Below are 20,349 nucleotides of genomic sequence, written 5' to 3' on the forward strand. Positions count from 1 at the left end.
AATGCTAAACGTTGACAGGCCTTTCGTTTGAGGTGTATCTTAAAATCAAGCGTAATTATGACTATTTTTCGCCCATAGGGGGGAGACAATTGTGATTCAAACGAAACAAATAGGCTTGCAAGAAGTTCTTAGTGCAGCCATTAAGCGTGCAACTGATGAAAAAATATTGGTGAGCTTCGTAAAACAAATAGACTGGATAGATCCGCTTCTGTTTTATGCAGCAGGAAAAAGGATCTCATTCGAAAATAGATGTTATTTTGCAGACCCAGCTCAGCATGTAATATTTGCTGGAATTGGCTCTGTTTTCACTATAGCAACTTCTTCTCACAAACGCTTTCAAACGGCTCGTGACGAGTGGGATAAAGTAAAAGAGAAAGCATTTGTACAAAGAGAAAGATACGAATTTGGAACAGGTCCTCTTTTATTTGGTGGATTTTCATTTGACCAAGAAAAAGAGAAAACCGACTTATGGAAAGAATTTGATGATACGACATTTTCACTACCAGCATTTTTATTAACTGTAAAAAATGAAAAAGCATGGTTAACAATGAATACATTCGTTTCAGCAACTGATTGTGCAGAAACTCTTTATAACGAAATTGTTTCTTTAGAAGAGAAAATTTTTTGGGAGAGTAAATGTGCACTCGAAGGATCGAAATTAACAGTTACTTCTAAAGTAGAAGTAGATCCGCAAGGCTGGATGAAGGCCATTGAGAAAGTGCAGGATGAGATGAAGCAGGGGAACGTGCAGAAGGTTGTATTAGCGAGGGAGCTAAAAGTAGAAATGGATCATCATATTGATTCTGCTCTTGTTTTAGAAGCACTTCGCATTGGGCAACCAGATTGTTACGTATTTTCTTTTGATTATAAAGGAGCATGCTTCTTAGGAGCGACGCCAGAGAGATTAATTCGCAAAGAAGATGAGAAGTTTACTTCGATGTGTCTTGCTGGTTCAACTGGTCATGGTCAATCTATAGAAGAAAGTGAACGAAATAGTAATGCGCTTCTTCATGATGAAAAGAATTTAGCTGAACACGGTTATGTTGTGAACATGATTCGAGGAGTACTAAATGAGCACTGCGAATCCGTTAATATTCCGGAAAGTCCGGGCTTATTAACAACGAAAAACTTAATTCATTTATATACGCCTGTAGAGGCAAAAGGCGATGCGAGTCTTTTGACAATGGTAGAAGAATTACATCCAACACCAGCTCTTGGCGGGACACCTCGTTTGGAAGCGATGAAACTGATTCGTGATGTTGAATTGTTAGACAGAGGGTTATATGGTGCACCGATTGGCTGGATAGATGATGAAGGAAATGGTGAATTTGCGGTTGCACTTCGCTGCGGATTATTAAATGGCGCGAAAGCATCCTTATTTGCTGGGTGCGGGATTGTAATTGATTCAGTACCGCAACTTGAATATGAAGAAACAAGCTTGAAGTTTAGACCGATGCTTGGTGCTTTGGAGGAATTAATGAAATGAACAATCATATAGAAGCATTATCATATTATTTAGGCGCGTTCGTGGATGAACTGACGCGTCTAAATGTATGTGATGTTGTCATTAGTCCAGGCTCACGGTCAACACCGATTGCTCTACTAATGGAACAACATGAAGGAATGAACACATATTTACATGTAGATGAAAGATCAGCGGGATTTTTTGCACTCGGTATCGCAAAAGCAAAAAAACGCCCTGTTGCATTATTATGTACGTCAGGAACGGCAGCAGCAAACTATTATCCAGCTGTATGTGAAGCTTTTCATTCACGAGTGCCGCTTATCGTCTTAACGGCAGATAGACCGCATGAATTAAGAGATGTTGGTGCGCCACAAGCGATGAATCAATTCAATTTATACGGTACATTTGTGAAGCAATTTACAGAGATGGCACTTCCAGAAGCGAGTGAAGCGATGTATCATTATGCTCGCATGACGACGCAGCGCACGATAGCAAGCGCACTTCTAGCGCCGCAAGGACCTGTTCATCTTAATTTTCCAGTTCGCGAGCCGCTTATCCCAGATTTCTCATTAGAAAGTTTATGGGATAAAGGACGCGGGGAATATACAGGAGTAGTTCAGCAAGGGAACGTGATGATGCCGAGTGAATATGTAGATTCTCTTGTAGGGCGCCTTTCACATATGGAAAAGGGGCTTATTATTTGTGGAGATGATAGTCATTCAGAAATCGCAGCGTTTACGGCAGAACTAGCTGAGAAAACGGGATATCCAATATTAGCGGATCCACTTTCTAACATTCGTAGCGGACATCACGATAAAACGATGGTAATCGACTGTTACGATACATTTTTACGAAATGAGCTGTTAAAAGAAACGTGGAAGCCAGAAGTTATGATTCGTTTTGGTGGGATGCCTGTTTCGAAAGCATTAACGCAGTTCATCAAAAAACAGACGAAAGCTGTTCATATCGTTGTTGACGAATCTGGACAATGGAGAGATCCAGCTCTCGTTGCGACAGAAGTTGTCCAAGCAAGTGATATTGCATTTTGCAGTGCATTAATAGAAAAACTGCCAGTTATGAAAAAGAATGATTGGTTCGGAATGTGGCAACATATAAACGAAAAAACGAAGGAAACGCTTCGTGAAATGGAAACATATGAAACTGCATTTGAAGGGAAAGTTATTACGGATATCGTCCGCGTACTACCAGAAGGGGCAACATTATTTGCGAGTAATAGTATGCCAATTCGTGATACAGATTCATTCTTCTTCACATCGGATAAAAATATTCAAGTGATGGCAAACCGTGGTGTAAATGGGATTGATGGCATCATTTCGACAGCTTTAGGAGCGAGCATTATTTGCGATCCGCTCGTATTAGTTATTGGTGATTTATCATTCTATCACGATTTAAACGGATTATTAGCCGCAAAATTACATGAATTAAATATAACGATTGTCGTTGTAAACAATGATGGTGGCGGTATTTTCTCATTCTTACCACAATATGAGAAAAAGGAACATTTTGAATCATTATTTGGAACGCCAATTGGACTTGATTATGAGCATGTTGTCAAAATGTACGGCGGTTCATTTAGTCGTGTAAATGGTTGGGAGCAATTCCGAGAAGAGGTACAAAAGGGAACGACGACGGAAGGTTTACACGTTGTAGAAATTTGTACGAACCGTGATGAAAACTTAACATTGCACCGTAAATTGTGGGCAAAAACGCAGGACGTAATTACTACATCGTTGCAAGGTGAATCAAAATGAACGTAACGCTGCAAGGTGTATCGTATGAATATGAAGTAGTCGGAAGCGGGGAACCACTTCTACTTCTTCATGGTTTTACGGGAAGCATGGAAACGTGGCGTTCCTTCGTTCCTTCTTGGAGTGAGCAGTTTCAAGTCATTTTAGTAGACATTGTGGGGCACGGAAAAACGGAAAGTCCTGAAGATGTAACTCACTATGATATTCGAAATGTAGCATTGCAAATGAAAGAACTATTAGATTACCTTCATATTGAAAGAGCGCACATACTTGGCTATTCAATGGGCGGTAGACTGGCGATTACGATGGCATGTCTATATCCAGAGTATGTACATTCCCTTTTGTTAGAAAATTGTACAGCTGGGCTCAAAAGTGAAGATGAGAGAGAAGAACGTCGTGAAAAAGATGAGCGACTTGCCGATAAAATTGAGCGAGAAGGCATCAATAGTTTTGTAACGATGTGGGAAAATATTCCGCTGTTTGAAACGCAAAAACGTTTAGCACAAAACGCACAAGAAGCAGTGCGACAAGAAAGACTTGCTAACAATCCAAAAGGAATTGCAAATAGCTTGCGCGGCATGGGAACAGGGGCTCAGCCTTCATGGTGGAACGAGCTGCAAAACTTAAAAATACCTGTTCTTTTAATGAACGGGGAGCATGATGAAAAGTTCTTTCGCATATTAAAAAACATCGAAAAATGCATCTCTGACGCGAAATTTGTGAAAATTGATGGTGCTGGCCATGCAATTCATGTGGAACAACCGGAAAAGTTTGATACAATAGTAAAGGGATTTCTAAAAACTATGCAGTGATGCTTTTTCATCTAAGAAGGAAGCTACACTTATAGAGGAGATCAGAAATATACAAGGAGGTAGTTGTAATGGCTATTGAATGGGTAAAAGAAGGCAATTACGAAGATATTATTTATTCAACATACAATGGTATCGCAAAAATTTCGATTAACCGTCCTGAAGTACATAACGCATTCCGTCCTAAAACGGTAATGGAGTTAATCAACGCTTTTGCACACGCTCGTGATGATGCAAATGTTGGCGTTATCATTTTAACAGGTGAAGGTGGACGTGCATTCTGTTCTGGCGGCGACCAAAAAGTTCGCGGTCATGGTGGATATGTAGGTGACGACCAAATCCCTCGTTTAAATGTATTAGACTTACAACGTCTAATTCGCGCAATTCCTAAACCAGTTATCGCAATGGTAGCAGGTTATGCAATCGGTGGTGGACACGTACTTCATATCGTATGTGACTTAACAATCGCTGCAGACAACGCTGTATTCGGACAAACTGGTCCTAAAGTAGGAAGCTTTGACGGTGGATACGGAGCTGGTTACTTAGCTCGTATGGTAGGCCACAAGAAAGCTCGCGAAATTTGGTACCTATGCCGTCAATACAGCGCACAAGAAGCGCTTGATATGGGCTTAGTAAACACAGTAGTACCATTAGAAGAGCTTGAAGCAGAAACAGTACAATGGGCACAAGAAATCTTAGCAAACAGCCCAATGGCACTTCGTTTCCTAAAAGCTGCATTCAACGCAGACACAGACGGTCTAGCTGGTATTCAACAACTAGCTGGAGATGCAACGTTATTGTACTACACAACTGACGAAGCAAAAGAAGGTCGTGACGCGTTCAAAGAAAAACGCAGTCCGGACTTCGGTCAATTCCCTCGTTTCCCTTGATCAAACCAAAAGCGGAGCCGACTGTTTAGCCTCGTAGGCTAAGGTTCTTTCGCACAGAAAGTGTTTTTTACTTTCTCGCTTAGAATGTGAGGGGGATGGAGCTTCTGACGAAGAGGCGCTTTTTGCCTCGTAGGAAGGCGTGAAACGACCGACTGTTCTAGCCGCTGTAGCTAGATGAGATCAACCGGAAACAAAATAACTAAGAGACTTGATGTCATATCAAGTCTCTTTCTTTCATGAAAGGAGAATGAGTGATGGAGACGATGCCAAATTGGTTAATGCAACGTGCATTTTTAACACCAGATCGCACTGCAATTGAAATAGAGGATGAAAAGGTTACTTTTATGGAGCTGCATGAAAAAGTAGTATCTGTTTGTGAACACCTCACGCATGTAGGAGTGAAGCGTGGGCAAAAGGTGGCTGTTCTGATGAAAAATGGTATGGAGATGATTACAGTTATTCACGCCCTATCTTACGTAGGTGCAGTAGCTGTGCTTTTAAATACGCGTCTTTCAAGAGAAGAGCTACTTTGGCAAATGGATGATGCTGAAGTTATATGCTTAGTGACGGATCAAGATTTCGAGGCTAAAGATGTTCCTGTATATTCGTTCGCCGAAGTGATGAATGGATCGAAGGCGGAAGCCTCTATACAAGAAGAATTCTCTTTAGAAGAAGCGATGACAATCATTTATACGTCAGGGACGACAGGAAAACCGAAAGGCGTTATTTTAACGTACGGCAATCACTGGGCAAGCGCAGTCGGTTCTTCGCTTAATTTAGGGCTTCGTGATGATGATTGCTGGTTAGCTTGTATGCCAATGTTCCACGTTGGCGGGCTATCTCTTTTAATGAAAAATGTTATGTACGGAATGCGTATTTTACTCGTTCCGAAATATGATGCTGATTTTATTCATAAAGCACTTCAAACGAGAGGTGTTACGATCATTTCTGTCGTTTCTAAAATGTTAACTGATTTATTAGAGAGACTTGGAGAAGAGACATATCCATCTTCTTTACGATGTATGTTACTTGGCGGAGGACCAGCGCCGAAACCGTTATTAGAAACTTGTGTAGATAAAGGAATTCCTGTGTATCAAACGTACGGTATGACAGAAACGTCGTCGCAAATTTGTACGTTATCCGCAGATTATATGTTAACGAAAGTAGGATCAGCTGGGAAACCACTATTTCAGTGCCAACTTCGTATTGAAAAAGATGGCGTAGTAGTACCGCCGTTTGTGGAAGGCGAGATCGTAGTAAAAGGACCGAATGTAACAGGTGGTTATTTTAACCGTGAAGATGCGACAAGCGAAACAATTCAAAACGGATGGCTTCATACTGGTGACCTCGGTTATTTAGATGGAGAAGGATTTTTATACGTACTAGATCGCCGCAGTGATTTAATTATTTCTGGCGGAGAAAATATATATCCGGCTCAAATTGAAGAAGTGTTGCTTTCTCATCCGATGGTAGCGGAAGCCGGTGTTGTCGGTATGACTGACGATAAATGGGGACAAGTACCCGCTGCTTTTGTTGTAAAAAGTGGAGAGGTAACAGAAGAAGAAATTCTGCATTTTTGCGAGGAGAAATTAGCGAAATATAAAGTGCCGAAGAAAGCGTGTTTCTTAGAGGAATTACCACGAAATGCTTCGAAAAAATTGTTAAGACGAGAGTTAAGACAATTAGTGGAGGAGATGTAAGTGGAAATAAAAAAAGCGACACTTCATATAACGGAAATGCCACTCGTAATCCCGTTTGCTGCAAGCTACGGAACGTATGAAAAGCGTGAAAGTATCGTCATTGAATTAGAAAATACGGACGGATACATTGGATTTGGCGAAGTTGTTGCGTTCTCTGAACCGTGGTATACGGAAGAAACGGTGAAGACAGCGCTACATGTACTTCAAGATTTTTTAATACCGGATTTATTGAAAGCTGAAATTTCTCATCCGAATGAAATACCAGGGTTGTTCAAGCATATAAAGAGAAACAGAATGGCAAAGGCCGGAATTGAAGGGGCTGTTTGGGATTTATATACAAAGCGTCAAAAGAAGTCATTAGCGACATTGCTTGGCGGAACTAGGACTGAAATTGAAGTAGGCGTTGTGATTGGTATCAATACAATTTCGGTTATGTTAAAACAAATCGAGAAGTATGCAGAAGAAGGATATGAGCGTTTTAAAGTGAAAATAAAGCCAGAGCACGACTACGAGTTATTGAAAGAAATTCGTAAAGAGTTTCCAAGCATCCCGTTAATGGCTGATGCAAATTCAGCGTATACATTAGCTGATACGGAGAAACTGAAACGATTAGATGAATTTCAATTGATGATGATTGAACAACCGCTAGCGGATTACGATTTTCTTGATCATGCACAACTGCAAAAGAAAATGGAAACGCCGATTTGTTTAGACGAAAGCATCCATAGTTTAGAAGACGCGCGCGTTGCGATTACGCTTGGCAGTTGCCGAATCGTTAATATTAAACCAGGGCGAGTGGGTGGATTAACAGAATCCATTCAAATTCATGATTACTGCATGGAGCATAACATATCAGTTTGGTGCGGTGGTATGGTAGAGATGGGGATTTCACGAGCACAAAATGTTGCGCTTGCTTCACTGCCAAACTTTACGATTCCAGGTGATATATCTGCCTCTAGCCGACATTGGGAGAAGGATATTATTTCGCCGGAAGTGATGCTTGAGGGCGGAAAGGTGATTGTACCGCAAAGTGTTGACACTGAGTATGAAGTAAATCGAGGAAGGCTGGCGGAAATCACGAAGCAGCGGATAGTTTTGGAGCGGTGAATTTAATCAGGATGCCCGCAAATAGCGGTAGGATTTTGTTGTTAATTGTCGGTAAGTCGATATATTTCAATAATCGTCGATATAATTTCATTTACAAAGGTTACTCCTGTGAGTAACCTTTTCGTATTGTACAAATTGGATAGACTAGTTTACAATCGAGCGTATAAAGTGAAACTTTAATCAGTGGGGGCATCCCCACTGATTATTAGTTGAACCAATCGGGCTTTTATGGGCAGTTGATCTTCCACCTAACTTCTTTGATTCACCCGAATTTTGAGGTGGGAGTCTTACTGCCCGCAAATAGCGGGGTAAAGGGGGAGTAAAATGAAGAACATTTCAATTTTAATAGCGGATGATGAGGCAGAAATTGCTGATTTAATTGAGATACATTTAGAAAAAGAAGGTTACCACGTCGTGAAAGCAGCTGATGGAGAAGAGGCAATTCATATTATTGAAACGCAGCCAATCGATTTAGTGGTTTTAGATATTATGATGCCGAAAATGGATGGTTATGAAGTGACGCGCCAAATTCGCGCGAAGCACCATATGCCAATCATTTTCTTAAGTGCGAAAACGTCTGATTTTGATAAGGTGACAGGTTTAGTATTAGGTGCAGATGATTATATGACGAAACCTTTTACACCGATTGAATTAGTCGCACGTGTAAATGCACAATTACGCCGATTTCTTACGTTAAATCAGCCGAAGGTAGCGGAGAATAAATCTGCTTTAGAGGTAGGCGGAGTCGTTATTGATCCTGAGCGAAGAACAGTGAATGTGTACGGAGAACAAGTTGAATTAACACCGAAAGAGTTTGATATTTTATATTTATTAGCGAGCCATCCGAAGAAAGTGTACAATGTGGAAAATATTTTTCAGCAAGTATGGGCAGATGATTATTATGAAGGCGGAAATACGGTTATGGTACATATTCGTACGTTGCGGAAAAAACTTGGGGAAGATAAAAGAAAGAATAAGTTAATAAAAACAGTTTGGGGAGTAGGGTATACTTTCAATGGCTAAAAAGATGAGAAGCTTTCGCTCGAAGATGGTTATGCTATTTGCGTTAAGTATGATATTTGCTGGCGGTGTAACGTATATCATTTATGAAGGATTACGGATTTATTATAAATTAGTCGTTCGTTTTGAGGATCCGTTAGCTCAATTTCGTTCCATGGTAAGACAAATTGGGGATGTTAATTTCTTTTTGATTATTTTCATTCCTCTATCCATTATGTTTTTCTTCTTCCTTACTAGGCCGTATTTAAAATATTTTGATGAGATTTCAAACGGAATTCATCATTTGGCAAACGGTGATTTTACAAATGAAGTGCGCGTTTCATCTAATGATGAGTTTGGATATATCGCACGTGAAATAAATGTAGCGAGTGAAAAATTAAAGGAAGCGGTTGAACGAGGAGACTTTGCGGAAAGTAGTAAAGACCAGCTCATTGTTAATTTAGCTCACGATTTAAGAACGCCGTTAACATCTGTTTTAGGTTATTTAGATTTAATTCTTAAAGATGAGAATTTGACGAAAGAACAAATTAAACATTTTTCCACAATCGCTTTTACGAAATCCGAAAGGCTGGAAAGTTTAATTGATGAATTATTTGAAATTACGAGAATGAATTATGGGATGTTGCAGCTGGACAAAAGACCAATTGATATAAGTGAATTGCTTATACAGTTAGAGGAAGAATTGTATCCGTTATTAGAGAAAAAGGGTTTAGAAGCGAGATTGAACATGGATTCTTATTTACCTATTAGCGGTGATGGAAAATTATTAGCGAGGGTATTTGAAAATCTTTTAACGAACGCGATTCGTTACGGGTATGATGGAAAGTTTGTCGATGTGAACGGATATATTGAGAGTGAAGAGGTAGTCGTACAAATTATTAATTACGGAGATAGCATTCCGGAAGAAGATTTACCGTATCTTTTTGATATGTTTTATACAGGTGATAAAGCAAGGTCAGAGCAACAAGGTAGTACAGGCCTTGGACTGTTTATCGCGAAAAATATTGTTGAACAGCATGATGGGAAGATTTCTGCTGAAAGTAATGTGATTAGAACGATATTTGAAGTGAGATTGCCAAAAGAAGAGAGCGAAGCAATTTAATAAAAATTTAAACTTTACCCCACTTTTTATTTTAATAGTTTTTTCTATTCTATACGTAAGTTACGTTAAGGAGGAACTAGAAATGAAAAAGTGGGTATTTATTTCTCTATTTATAGCATGTACAATCTGTGTAGGTTTTTATATATCACCGTTATTTCAAAAAGAGATCGATGTTAAAATTGCTGACAAAGATAATACGGTAAGAGCTGCGAATACGGAAAAGATAGAGATTACAAAAGAAGAAATTTATAAAGGGGATCTATTATTAGTTAATAAAGATTACCCAGTTAAAAAAGATAGTATTAGGTCTGACATTATAAATGTAAATCACAATAGTGAATTAGTAAGAGGTTACGTCATATTTGATAGAAATCTTCGCTTATCAAAGGGTGTTGTGAAAAATTTTTTGAACGTTGTCGATGCAGCTGGAAAAGATGGAGTACAGCATTTCTTAATGAGTAGTGGGTATCGAGATTTTAAAGAGCAAAGTAAATTGTATAAAGAAATGGGATCTGACTATGCACTTCCAGCAGGATATAGTGAACATAATTTAGGATTATCACTCGACATTGGATCTACGCAAAAGAAAATGGAGAAAGCGCCTGAAGGAAAATGGATTGCGGATAATGTATGGAAGCACGGCTTTGTTTTACGTTATCCAAAAAATAAAAGTCATATTACAGGCATTCAATATGAGCCGTGGCACATACGTTATGTTGGCTTACCCCATAGTGCGATTATGCAAAAAGAGAAAATTACATTGGAGGAATACTTAGACTTTTTAAAAGAGAAAAAAGAAATTTCAACGAATGTAGAGGGGAAGAAATATACGGTTTCTTATTATAAAGTGTCTGGGAACAGGAACGTGAATGTTCCAGCGAATAAGCAGTATGAAATTTCGGGGAATAATATGGATGGGGTTATCGTGACGGTTCAGGAATAGATAAAGAGGTTGTTCCCTTTTGGAGCAGCCTTTTCGTATATAAGAAGGGGATTGGCGTTTTTTGTCGGTAAATCGATATTCCTTGTTGAAGCGTTGATATAAATTCCTGTACTATCATTATTTTGAGGAGTATCTTTTATTTCACCTTTAAACATTATAACGTTATATTTACTTCTCCCTTTTTTTGTGTTACGCTAAACGTGTGAAAGACATATAAAATGAAATTTTAATGTAAGCGTATTCTTGTGGCTTCTTATAGAAAAGGGTGGAAGTACAATGACAGAACGATTCGTACTACGTAATGTGAAACGTGTGAACGGGGAAGAGATTGACATTGTAATTGAAAATAATAAAATCGCACAGGTGACGAAAGCTGGTGCTGGCGAGGGTGGAAAGGTTCTTGATTACTCAGGTACTTACGTATCGAGTGGCTGGATTGATTTACACGTTCATGCTTTTCCAGAGTTTGATCCGTATGGCGATGAGGTGGATGAAATTGGCGTTAAGCAAGGGGTAACGACAATTGTTGATGCGGGTAGCTGCGGAGCTGATCGTATTGCAGATTTAGTACAAAGTAGAGAACAGGCGAAAACGAATTTATTTGCCTTTTTAAATATTTCTCGCATCGGTTTGAAACGAATTGATGAATTATCCAATATGGAATGGATAGATAAAGAGAAAGTAATAGAAGCAGTAGAAAAGTATAAAGATGTCATCGTTGGGTTAAAGGCGAGAATGAGTAAAAGTGTTGTTTGTGACAGCGGAATTGAACCGCTTCATGTTGCACGCTCGTTATCTCGTGAAACATCATTGCCGATTATGGTACATATCGGTTCAGCGCCTCCTCGCATTGAGGAAGTTGTACCTCTTTTAGAAAAAGATGATGTCATTACACATTACTTAAACGGGAAAGAAAATAATTTATTTGATGAAGAAGGCAAACCGCTACCTGTATTACTAGATGCAGTGAAGCGCGGTGTTCATTTAGATGTTGGTCACGGTAATGCTAGTTTTTCTTTTAAAGTAGCAGAAGCGGCGAAGCGTCACGGTATTGCCTTTAATACAATTAGTACAGATATTTACCGGAAGAATCGTATACACGGCCCAGTGTATAGTATGGCTCACGTTCTTTCGAAATTCCTTTACTTAGGTTATCTGCTAGAAGAAGTAATTGATGCGGTTACGAAAAATGCGGCAGAGTGGCTGAAAAAACCAGAGCTTGGCCGTATTCAAGAAGGCGATATTGCAAATTTAACTTTATTTACGGTGAAAGATGAACCGATTACGTTAATTGATTCAGAAGGGGATCAGCGCATTGCTGAAAGAAGAATTGATACGAAAGGGGTTGTAATCAATGGGTCATTCATTGAATGCTAAGTACGGATTAAAAAGAGTAATTAATGCGAGCGGTAGAATGAGTATTTTAGGTGTATCCGCTCCTACAAATACAGTTATGGATGCGATGAAACATGGTGGACAAAATTATGTGGAAATTGCAGATTTAGTAGATAAAGCAGGAGACCATATTGCGAGAATTCTAGATTCGGAGGCAGCAGTCGTTGTGAATTCAGCATCGAGCGGAATTGCGCTTTCTATCGCTGGTATCGTTACAGAAGGAAATCGCCGTAAAAGTGAAAGACTTCATCAAGAGGTCATCGCGAAAAACGAAGTGATTATGTTAAAAGGTCATAACGTTCAATACGGTGCTCCTGTTGAAACGATGATTTATTTAGGTGGCGGTAAGCTTGTTGAAGTGGGTTACGCAAATGAAGGGAAAGCAGAGCATATTGAAGATGCGATTGGTGAAAATACAGCAGCAATTCTATATGTGAAATCCCATCATGCCGTGCAAAAAAATATGATTTCTGTTGAAGAAGCATGGGAAGTTGCGCAGCGAAATAACGTACCACTTATCGTCGATGCGGCAGCTGAAGAAGATATTCAAAAATATGTGAAGTATTCAGACCTTGCCATTTATAGCGGTTCAAAGGCAATTGAAGGACCAACTTCTGGTATTGTCGGCGGTAAACGAAAATATATCGAGTGGCTGAAAGTACAATTACATTGCATCGGAAGAAGTATGAAAGTTGGGAAAGAAACAACTTTCGGTCTACTTCAAGCACTTGATGAGTACGGAGTAAAACAAGATAAGAGTGAGCAAGAAAAAGAGTTATTACAAGTACTTATGCCGCTAAAAGAATTAAACGGTGTAAATGTAACGATCGTTCAAGATGAAGCAGGAAGAGCAATCTTTAGAGCACGCATTCACATTAACGAGAATGAGTTAAATAAATCAGCAAAAGATGTTGTAACAGCATTACGCGAAGGGGAAATTGCCATTTACACACGTGATTACGGAGTAAGACAAGGATTCTTTGATATCGATCCACGTCCACTTCAAGGTGATGACATACATGTAATCGAAGAAAAAATGAGAGAAATTGTAGGGGGAAACTAAAATGACAAACATTCAAAAACGTTTTTATAAAGGCCGCGTAGCATTAAATGTATTAGCGAACAATATCGAAAATGCGAAAGACATTTTTGAGGCCGCAGAAGGTTATGTAGTTGTTGGAGTGTTATCAAAAGATTATCCAACAGTAGAAGAAGCAGTTACAGCGATGAAAGCATACGGAAAAGAAATTGATGACGCTGTATCAATCGGATTAGGCGCAGGAGATAATCGCCAAGCAGCAGTTGTAGCTGAAATTGCGAAGCATTATCCTGGTAGTCATATTAATCAAGTGTTCCCTTCAGTTGGAGCGACACGTGCAAATCTTGGCGGAAAAGATAGCTGGATTAATAGTTTAGTATCTCCAACAGGAAAAGTAGGGTACGTAAATATTTCTACGGGTCCAATTAGTGCAGCTGGAGAGGAAAAAGCAATCGTTCCAATTAAAACAGCAATCGCACTTGTACGTGATATGGGCGGAAATTCATTGAAATACTTCCCAATGAAAGGTTTAGCTCATGAAGAAGAATATCGCGCAGTTGCGAAAGCTTGTGCGGAAGAGGGATTTGCATTAGAGCCAACAGGCGGAATTGATAAAGAAAACTTCGAAACAATTGTACGTATTGCGCTAGAAGCAAATGTAGAGCAAGTTATCCCGCACGTGTACTCTTCTATTATTGATAAAGAAACTGGCAATACGAAAGTAGAAGATGTTCGCGAATTATTAGCGGTAGTGAAGAAGCTAGTTGATCAAAATGCGTAAGAAAATTGCAGCATTCGGCGAAGTAATGATGCGCCTGCAAGTACCAGGATATGAGTTGTTGTCGCAAGCTAACACATTAAACTACTCATTTTCTGGTACAGGTGTGAATGTTGCAGCAGCACTTTCTCATCTCGGTCACGAAGGCTTTCTTATTTCAACTTTACCAGAGAACTCGGTTGGGGATGCTGCGGTATCACATATTCAAAAGTTAGGCATTCGGACGCCGTTTATTTCAAGAGGCGGTAAATATGTCGGCATGTACTTTTTAGAAAATGGATTTGGCGCACGTGCAAGCCGCGTTACTTATTCAAATCGATTAGAAAGTAGTTTCAATACGGCATGTGAAGACATGTATCAATTTGAAGAAATCGCAAAGGAAATTGATATCGTTCATTTTTGCGGGATTACACTTGCGATGAATGATACGGTGCGCCATCATATGAAATCTTTAGCGAAAGCAGTGAAAGAAAACGGAGGAACTGTCGTCTTTGATTGCAACTATCGTCCATCTCTTTGGGGAGAAGACGGGTATAAGCAGGCGAAACCACATTATGAAGAAATGCTGGCTCTTGCTGATATCGTTATGATGAACGAAAAAGATGCAATGTTCGTTCTGGGAATGAAAACCGAGGAGACGGAGCGAGAGGCGCAACTTGTTGATCTTATTCCAAAGGTTGCTGAAACATATCATATCGCTACAATTGCTGGTACACATCGCTCTATTAATAGCGATAATACACACTCGCTTCGCGGGTTTATATGTAAAGATGGTGCGTTCACTTTTGCAAAAACACTTACGTTTTCTGTATATGATAGAATAGGTGCTGGAGATGCTTATACGAGCGGGATTATTCATGGCGAGATAGAAGAGTTTGCACCAGAGAAAGCTGTTTCATTTGCGTCAGCAGCTGGAATGCTTGCACATACAATCGTCGGTGATACGCCAATGTCATCAGAGAAGGATATACTTCGGGCAATGACGGCATCAGTAGGTGATGTAGAAAGGTAGTGGGTGTAACGGTGAACGTAACGAGGAAAAAAGGACCATTATATTTACAAATAAAAAATATTATTCGTGATCGAATATTGCATGGTGTATATGCGATTCATACGAATATTCCTTCCGAACCGCAGTTAGAAGAAGAGTTCAAAGTGAGCAAAATTACAGTGCGTAATGCGATTAAAGAACTTGCTCAAGAAGGATATTTAGAAAAGAAAAGCGGTAAAGGAACGAAAGTTATCCGTAATACTTCTGCGACAAAGTTGTCAAAGGGTAAGAAATTTACAGAAGTGTTAGTGGAAGAAGGATATAAAGTACAGAAGAAATTGCTCAAAGCAGAAATCGTTCATAATGAAGAAGGAACGGTGCCATTTCGATTATTCGGTAAGGAAAGTTTTCGCATTGAACGTTTATATACGTTAAATGATGCACCGTACATTCATTATACGCACTATTTCTCAGCACACATGGCAAGTACAGATTTATCGGACTTTGACTTGCAATCGCTTTACGATTTAGTGGAAGACCGAGGTATACATTTAGAAAACTTCAGAGATGAATTCGCTGTTGGGCTTGCGCCTAGTTTCGTTGCCGAAGCGTTAGGTGAAAAAGAGGGGACAGCGCTATTAAAACGTATGCGCTATTCTTACGATGAAGTTGGAGAAGTAATTGAATATAGCGAAGGCTACTACAACACAGAAATGCAGCATTATGTAGTGAATTATGACGTATAAAAAAGAGGGGATTCGCCCTCTTTTTTTATAAAGTGTTTCATTAGATTCATCCCGCACCAATTAGGTGCTTATTGCCTGCAAATACGGGATAAAAGTAAGGGGAATGAGAGATGGATATATACTTATTAATCGTCACGTTACTTGCAATCGCGATTGTTATTTTAGGGGTATCATGGTGGAAATGGCATGCATTTATCAGTTTAACAGTTGCAAGTTTATTTTTAGCTATCATGTCTGGATTGAATTTGACGAAAATAGTGACTGCCTATGAAACTGGTGTCGGTAGTGTACTAGGGCATCTAGTTGGTATTTTAGCTCTCGGAACAATTTTAGGAAAAATGATGTCCGATTCAGGGGCCGGCATGCAAGTGGCAGACTTCTTTATTCGATTTTTCGGTGTAAAGAAACTACCTTGGGCTATGTTATTTGCAGGATTTGTTATAGGGATTCCGGTATTTTTTGAAGTGGGGATCGTCATTTTATTACCACTTGTTATTTCTATTCGAAAAACGACGAAGCAAAATATATTATTAATTGCGTTACCTGTTATTGCTGGATTATCTATTGTGCACGGGCTTGTACCACCACATCCAGGGGCGATGACAGCAATCGGTATTTATAACGCGAACTTAGGAAAGGTACTTTTATATTCATTACTTATCGCGTTACCAGCAGCCATTATCGCAGGACCGATATTTGCAAAGTGGGTACATAAAAGGGTTATACCTGAAAATGAACCAGAGCTTGTTCGAGTTACGACTGTATCAACAGATTTACCAAGTCGTAAAGTTTCATTTTTTATTATTTTATTACCAGTTGTATTGATGATTTTATCAGTAGTTGCACCATATATTTCATTACCGAAAAAGATAACTGAATTTTTTGTATTTATAGGAAGTCCAGTAATTGCTTTACTTATTTCATGTTTTGCAGCATTTTATTTACTTGGAATAAGGCAAGGAATTAATAAAAAGGTGATTAAAAAATTAATGGATGAAAGTTTATTACCGGTCGGTTCCATTATTTTAATTATTGGTGCAGGCGGTGGATTTAAACAAATATTAATTGAAAGCGGCGTTGGAACAGCGATTGCCCAAATGGCAGAACATATATCGTTATCACCAATTGTGTTAGCTTTCATGGTAGCTGGATTAATTCGAATTGCAACAGGTTCAGCGACAGTAGCATTAACGACAGCAGCAGGGATTGTTTCACCAGTTATTCAGCACATGTCAGGTGTAAATTTAGAATTGCTCGTTATAGCAACAGGTGCAGGATCATTAATGTTTTCTCACGTAAATGATGCAGGGTTTTGGCTTGTAAAAGAGTATTTAGGATTAACGGTGAAGGAAACGTTTAAAACGTGGACGGTACTTGAGACATTGTTATCATTTATTGCATTTGGTTTTGCGCTTTTATTAAATACTTTTATTTAGAAGATACCTTAATTGGTATCTTTTTTTGATGAAGCCCATTTCCAAAAACAAGCCCGTTTTTAGGTAAGCCAAGCTTCCTATTCGCCCTGAAAACATACTATAAATGGAATCCCCTCATTTAGAGCAAGGTGAACTTGTTATGAATGATACTAAAGGAGGAATAGAGTAATGAGCGAAAAGTGTGAACACAGACATGATGATTGTAACCGCAGACACCATGGTTGCGGAGGCGGTTTTGCGCTTCTAATCGTATTGTTTATTTTATTAATTATCATCGGTGCTAGCTGCTTCGGCGGAGGCGGAGGCGGTTGTGGTTATGGTGGTTACGGCGGTTATGGCGGCGGCTATGGTGGATATTGCTGCTAATTAAAAACTATTGAAAATAGCCTTGTGCATACTGCACAAGGCTATTTTATTCATATTTTTATATGCTGTGATAATTTATTAATGTACAGAGAACGGATTAAGAAGAAGAAAATGATCTCGATAATCCCGAAAAAGGTGAGTATAATTAATAACTCTTTTAGTAATGAGAAAGAAAACATGCTTTGTAAAAACTTAACCGCAAATAATGTGTGAACACCAGCAACGATATAAGGAACGAAAAATAAAATTCCTAACTGAATCGTTGCAGAGCGAAACATTTCTGATTCAGTTAAGCCTAGTTTTGTAATCGTAATGTATTTTTGTTTTTCATTCGTTAAGTCGTTATACATACGGAAGTATAAAACGCTAGCCGCACCGATAAAGAAGATAAAGCCAAGAAATGCCCAAATAAAGAATTGAGCAACTGCATTTTCTTTATTATGGAGTAACTCATCAGTAGCTGTATAAATATTAAAAGGAACGGGAGATGCATGCTTATCGTCTTTATGTGCCTCATAATATTTTTCGGTGTCATTACTAATACTTTTTAATATATTTTTTGTTGGAATAATTGCATTTTCCCAATTATCCACGAAGTAGTTATAAACTGTAATGGTTTCAATATGAGGAATCATAGTATCGATTGCATAATCTTGCATAATAACTAAATTTGCTAATGCAAATGGTGGTGCTATTCCTTTGTTAATAAATCCCTTTATATAAAACTCCTTTTTATTGGATTCAAGCGTAATTGTATTTTGTTTTACAAATGGATTTGATACAAGGTTTAATAGCTCTGGTGAATAGCCAGAAATAATGTAAACTTCTTTTGAATCAAGGGTGATTGTAGGTCTCTTTAACTGTTTAGCAATTTCGTTATAATCACTCATTTTCATAATTGCAATCTCTTCTTTTGAAGCAGTATCTTTTAAAAGCGTAAATTTATATTTTTTATATTGAAAATGAGCATTGGAAAGTTCGGATTCAATAGTATTAACGTGCTTTCGTTCAAGGGAATGATCCCCTTCTAATTTGTATGTGAAGGGAATAGGATATCGCTCTAGTATCGACGCTTTTGTATTATTATTCGCAGCAAATAGTCCGATAATAATCGTAAATGCAAGCGCAGATAGCATAGAAACGATAAAGAGTACATTAATATTACTACGGGTACGAGCAACTAAATCTGAAATCCATAACATGTTTATTTGTTTCAAATAAAACTTTCTACGCTTCTTTAAAATATAGATAAAAAGAAGAAATGTTTGTGAAAAGAAAAAATATGTTCCGATTACTACGAGTGGCAAAATAGATAATATAATAAAGAAGACAGATCCGTTTTGCACATTTTTTTCGGTTACGTAGCCTTGTGGATAACCAGCAATATAATAACATAACCCTAAACAAGTTAAAGCAAATATCGAAATGAGTATAGACGGCCTTTTTTCGGCTGTCACTTTCTTGTTCCCTTTAATAAGATGGACTGTTTTACGCGTACGAATAAACATCGGTGTAAACGTAGAAACGATTAAAAATAAAATGATAAACGTTACGGTTGTCACGATTATCGCTTCTGTTGGCCAATATAAATAGAGACCTTTCGCATTTGTTAATTTCGAAGTGACTAATAAGAAAAAGTTAGAAAATACAAGGCCACCTTGAATGCCGATAAAGATAGACAATATCCCGATGATCATGTTTTCAGTAAATAAAAGTCTTTTTAATTGTTTCTGTGAGATACCGAGAATCGTGAGTATCCCGAATTGCTGCTTCCGTACATTTAAAAATGTTCCAATTGAATATAAGAGAAAGAAGAACGAGAACATAACGATAACAAGCTGTGCTGTACTAGCTAAGTTCATTAGAGGATCACGTTCTTGAAAGCTTTGTACATTTTGGAAGCGCGGGTGATACGCGTATACAGTAAATGAAAAGAAAACCATGATAGAAAAAGCACTACTTACAAAATAAGCGAAATATGCTTTAGAATTACGCGAGACATTTTTAAATGCAAATTGCCAAAATGTCATCCACGTCTTCCTCCTAATAATGCTAAAACATCTAATATTTCTTGATAAAACTTTTCGCGATATAGCCCGCGATGTAGTTCGTTGTAAAGCTCGCCATCTTTAATAAAAATGACGCGGTTACAGTAACTTGCTGCGAATGGATCGTGCGTAACCATTAAAATTGTTGCATCTTCTTCTTTATTCAATTTCGTAAATAGTTCCATCACGTCAATTGCCGCTTTTGAATCTAAATTTCCCGTTGGCTCATCGGCAAGTAGAAGTGACGGATGATGAATAACAGCACGTGCTACTGCGGTACGTTGTGCTTGTCCCCCAGAAACTTCAAAAATACGTTTGTCTAAAATATGATCAATGCCAAGCTTTTTGGAAATGTTATTAAGCTTTTCGTCCATTTCTTTTAATGGAACATTATCTAATGTTAAAGGTAGTACGATATTTTCACCGATTGTTAGTGTATCTAGTAGGTTAAAGTTTTGGAAAACAAATCCTAACTCTTGGCGGCGGAAAATAGCTAACTTCTCTCTACGAAATGTGTGCGGTTTTTTTCCGTTAATAACGACATCACCAGAAGTAGGTGAATCAATTGTAGAGATAACGTTTAAAAATGTAGATTTACCACTACCAGATGGTCCCATGATAGCGACAAATTCACCTTTATCTACATGTAAATTTATATTTTTTAAAGCAGTATGAGGGACTTTTCCTTCATACACTTTTGAGACGTTTTTTATGTGTAAAACTTCTTCCATAGTAATCACCTTTC

18 protein-coding genes are annotated in these 20,349 nt (G+C 38.5%); 16 read left to right on the top strand and 2 right to left on the bottom strand.

Annotated features, from left to right (window positions below):
- Positions 1-91 precede the first annotated feature (91 nt).
- The 16 genes from CER22_RS19975 (at position 92) to CER22_RS20055 (ending at position 17,556) form a co-directional block, all read left to right on the top strand.
- Positions 92-1,486 carry an isochorismate synthase gene (locus CER22_RS19975; RefSeq protein ID WP_088609425.1) on the top strand — a complete coding sequence of 465 codons (1,395 nt, stop codon included), beginning with the start codon at positions 92-94 and terminating at the stop codon, positions 1,484-1,486.
- Positions 1,483-3,237, top strand: coding sequence for a 2-succinyl-5-enolpyruvyl-6-hydroxy-3-cyclohexene-1-carboxylic-acid synthase (gene menD, locus CER22_RS19980; protein ID WP_088064684.1), 1,755 nt, complete (start codon positions 1,483-1,485; stop codon positions 3,235-3,237). Before CER22_RS19975 ends, menD begins: the two co-directional genes overlap by 4 nt.
- Positions 3,234-4,046, top strand: coding sequence for a 2-succinyl-6-hydroxy-2,4-cyclohexadiene-1-carboxylate synthase (menH, locus tag CER22_RS19985; protein ID WP_088609426.1), 813 nt, complete (start codon positions 3,234-3,236; stop codon positions 4,044-4,046). The genes menD and menH overlap by 4 nt, the downstream gene beginning before the upstream one ends.
- Positions 4,047-4,114: 68 nt before the next feature.
- Positions 4,115-4,933, top strand: coding sequence for a 1,4-dihydroxy-2-naphthoyl-CoA synthase (menB, locus tag CER22_RS19990; protein WP_000963888.1), 819 nt, complete (start codon positions 4,115-4,117; stop codon positions 4,931-4,933).
- A gap of 254 nt (positions 4,934-5,187) precedes the next feature.
- Positions 5,188-6,633: an o-succinylbenzoate--CoA ligase gene (locus tag CER22_RS20000; protein WP_141542724.1), complete on the top strand. Its 1,446-nt coding sequence runs from the start codon at positions 5,188-5,190 to the stop codon at positions 6,631-6,633.
- Positions 6,634-7,740: an o-succinylbenzoate synthase gene (menC, locus tag CER22_RS20005; protein WP_088064680.1), complete on the top strand. Its 1,107-nt coding sequence runs from the start codon at positions 6,634-6,636 to the stop codon at positions 7,738-7,740.
- Between the two features lie 324 nt (positions 7,741-8,064).
- On the top strand, positions 8,065-8,763 hold the full coding sequence (locus CER22_RS20010; RefSeq protein ID WP_088609427.1) for a response regulator transcription factor: 699 nt from the start codon (positions 8,065-8,067) through the stop codon (positions 8,761-8,763).
- Positions 8,756-9,862 (top strand): HAMP domain-containing sensor histidine kinase, encoded by a 1,107-nt coding sequence (locus tag CER22_RS20015; RefSeq protein WP_088609428.1) that lies wholly within the window; start codon positions 8,756-8,758, stop codon positions 9,860-9,862. Before CER22_RS20010 ends, CER22_RS20015 begins: the two co-directional genes overlap by 8 nt.
- Before the next feature lie 82 nt (positions 9,863-9,944).
- A complete protein-coding gene (locus CER22_RS20020; protein WP_088609429.1) occupies positions 9,945-10,805 on the top strand; it encodes a M15 family metallopeptidase in 861 nt (286 codons plus the stop codon).
- A 276-nt stretch (positions 10,806-11,081) separates the two neighbouring features.
- Positions 11,082-12,182, top strand: coding sequence for an amidohydrolase/deacetylase family metallohydrolase (locus tag CER22_RS20025; RefSeq protein WP_088064676.1), 1,101 nt, complete (start codon positions 11,082-11,084; stop codon positions 12,180-12,182).
- A complete protein-coding gene (locus CER22_RS20030) occupies positions 12,160-13,263 on the top strand; it encodes a DgaE family pyridoxal phosphate-dependent ammonia lyase (RefSeq protein WP_088609430.1) in 1,104 nt (367 codons plus the stop codon). The genes CER22_RS20025 and CER22_RS20030 overlap by 23 nt, the downstream gene beginning before the upstream one ends.
- A 1-nt stretch (position 13,264) precedes the next feature.
- Positions 13,265-14,020, top strand: a complete 756-nt coding sequence (gene dagF / locus CER22_RS20035; protein ID WP_000181914.1) for a 2-dehydro-3-deoxy-phosphogluconate aldolase — start codon at positions 13,265-13,267, stop codon at positions 14,018-14,020.
- The gene (locus CER22_RS20040; RefSeq protein ID WP_088609431.1) at positions 14,013-15,029 is read left to right on the top strand and encodes a sugar kinase; all 1,017 of its coding nucleotides are present in this window, start codon (positions 14,013-14,015) and stop codon (positions 15,027-15,029) included. The genes dagF and CER22_RS20040 overlap by 8 nt, the downstream gene beginning before the upstream one ends.
- Positions 15,029-15,754: a GntR family transcriptional regulator gene (locus CER22_RS20045; RefSeq protein WP_000539264.1), complete on the top strand. Its 726-nt coding sequence runs from the start codon at positions 15,029-15,031 to the stop codon at positions 15,752-15,754. The genes CER22_RS20040 and CER22_RS20045 overlap by 1 nt, the downstream gene beginning before the upstream one ends.
- 110 nt (positions 15,755-15,864) lie before the next feature.
- The gene (gene gntP / locus CER22_RS20050) at positions 15,865-17,190 is read left to right on the top strand and encodes a gluconate permease GntP (RefSeq protein ID WP_088064673.1); all 1,326 of its coding nucleotides are present in this window, start codon (positions 15,865-15,867) and stop codon (positions 17,188-17,190) included.
- A gap of 168 nt (positions 17,191-17,358) precedes the next feature.
- Positions 17,359-17,556 carry a YjcZ family sporulation protein gene (locus tag CER22_RS20055; protein ID WP_001290402.1) on the top strand — a complete coding sequence of 66 codons (198 nt, stop codon included), beginning with the start codon at positions 17,359-17,361 and terminating at the stop codon, positions 17,554-17,556.
- Positions 17,557-17,606: 50 nt separating this feature from the next.
- On the opposite strand, the gene CER22_RS20060 is transcribed toward CER22_RS20055, so the two are convergent.
- Positions 17,607-19,586 (bottom strand): FtsX-like permease family protein, encoded by a 1,980-nt coding sequence (locus CER22_RS20060; protein ID WP_088064672.1) that lies wholly within the window; start codon positions 19,584-19,586, stop codon positions 17,607-17,609.
- Positions 19,583-20,335 (bottom strand): ABC transporter ATP-binding protein, encoded by a 753-nt coding sequence (locus CER22_RS20065; protein WP_071757563.1) that lies wholly within the window; start codon positions 20,333-20,335, stop codon positions 19,583-19,585. Before CER22_RS20065 ends, CER22_RS20060 begins: the two co-directional genes overlap by 4 nt.
- Between the last annotated feature and the right edge of the window lie 14 nt (positions 20,336-20,349).

The sequence above is a fragment of the Bacillus sp. K2I17 genome (assembly GCF_002209985.1).
GTDB lineage: Bacteria > Bacillota > Bacilli > Bacillales > Bacillaceae_G > Bacillus_A > Bacillus_A wiedmannii.

Excerpts from the sequence above, each read along its gene's own strand:
- CER22_RS20000 (WP_141542724.1), top strand. The coding sequence starts at position 5,188 with ATGGAGACGATGCCAAATTGGTTAATGCAACGTGCATTTTTAACACCA.
- CER22_RS20030 (WP_088609430.1), top strand. The coding sequence starts at position 12,160 with ATGGGTCATTCATTGAATGCTAAGTACGGATTAAAAAGAGTAATTAAT.
- CER22_RS20055 (WP_001290402.1), top strand. The coding sequence starts at position 17,359 with ATGAGCGAAAAGTGTGAACACAGACATGATGATTGTAACCGCAGACAC.
- CER22_RS20020 (WP_088609429.1), top strand. The coding sequence starts at position 9,945 with ATGAAAAAGTGGGTATTTATTTCTCTATTTATAGCATGTACAATCTGT.
- CER22_RS20060 (WP_088064672.1), bottom strand. The coding sequence starts at position 19,586 with ATGACATTTTGGCAATTTGCATTTAAAAATGTCTCGCGTAATTCTAAA.
- gntP (WP_088064673.1), top strand. The coding sequence starts at position 15,865 with ATGGATATATACTTATTAATCGTCACGTTACTTGCAATCGCGATTGTT.
- CER22_RS20010 (WP_088609427.1), top strand. The coding sequence starts at position 8,065 with ATGAAGAACATTTCAATTTTAATAGCGGATGATGAGGCAGAAATTGCT.
- CER22_RS20040 (WP_088609431.1), top strand. The coding sequence starts at position 14,013 with ATGCGTAAGAAAATTGCAGCATTCGGCGAAGTAATGATGCGCCTGCAA.
- CER22_RS20025 (WP_088064676.1), top strand. The coding sequence starts at position 11,082 with ATGACAGAACGATTCGTACTACGTAATGTGAAACGTGTGAACGGGGAA.
- dagF (WP_000181914.1), top strand. The coding sequence starts at position 13,265 with ATGACAAACATTCAAAAACGTTTTTATAAAGGCCGCGTAGCATTAAAT.
- menD (WP_088064684.1), top strand. The coding sequence starts at position 1,483 with ATGAACAATCATATAGAAGCATTATCATATTATTTAGGCGCGTTCGTG.
- menB (WP_000963888.1), top strand. The coding sequence starts at position 4,115 with ATGGCTATTGAATGGGTAAAAGAAGGCAATTACGAAGATATTATTTAT.
- CER22_RS20065 (WP_071757563.1), bottom strand. The coding sequence starts at position 20,335 with ATGGAAGAAGTTTTACACATAAAAAACGTCTCAAAAGTGTATGAAGGA.
- menH (WP_088609426.1), top strand. The coding sequence starts at position 3,234 with ATGAACGTAACGCTGCAAGGTGTATCGTATGAATATGAAGTAGTCGGA.
- CER22_RS20015 (WP_088609428.1), top strand. The coding sequence starts at position 8,756 with ATGGCTAAAAAGATGAGAAGCTTTCGCTCGAAGATGGTTATGCTATTT.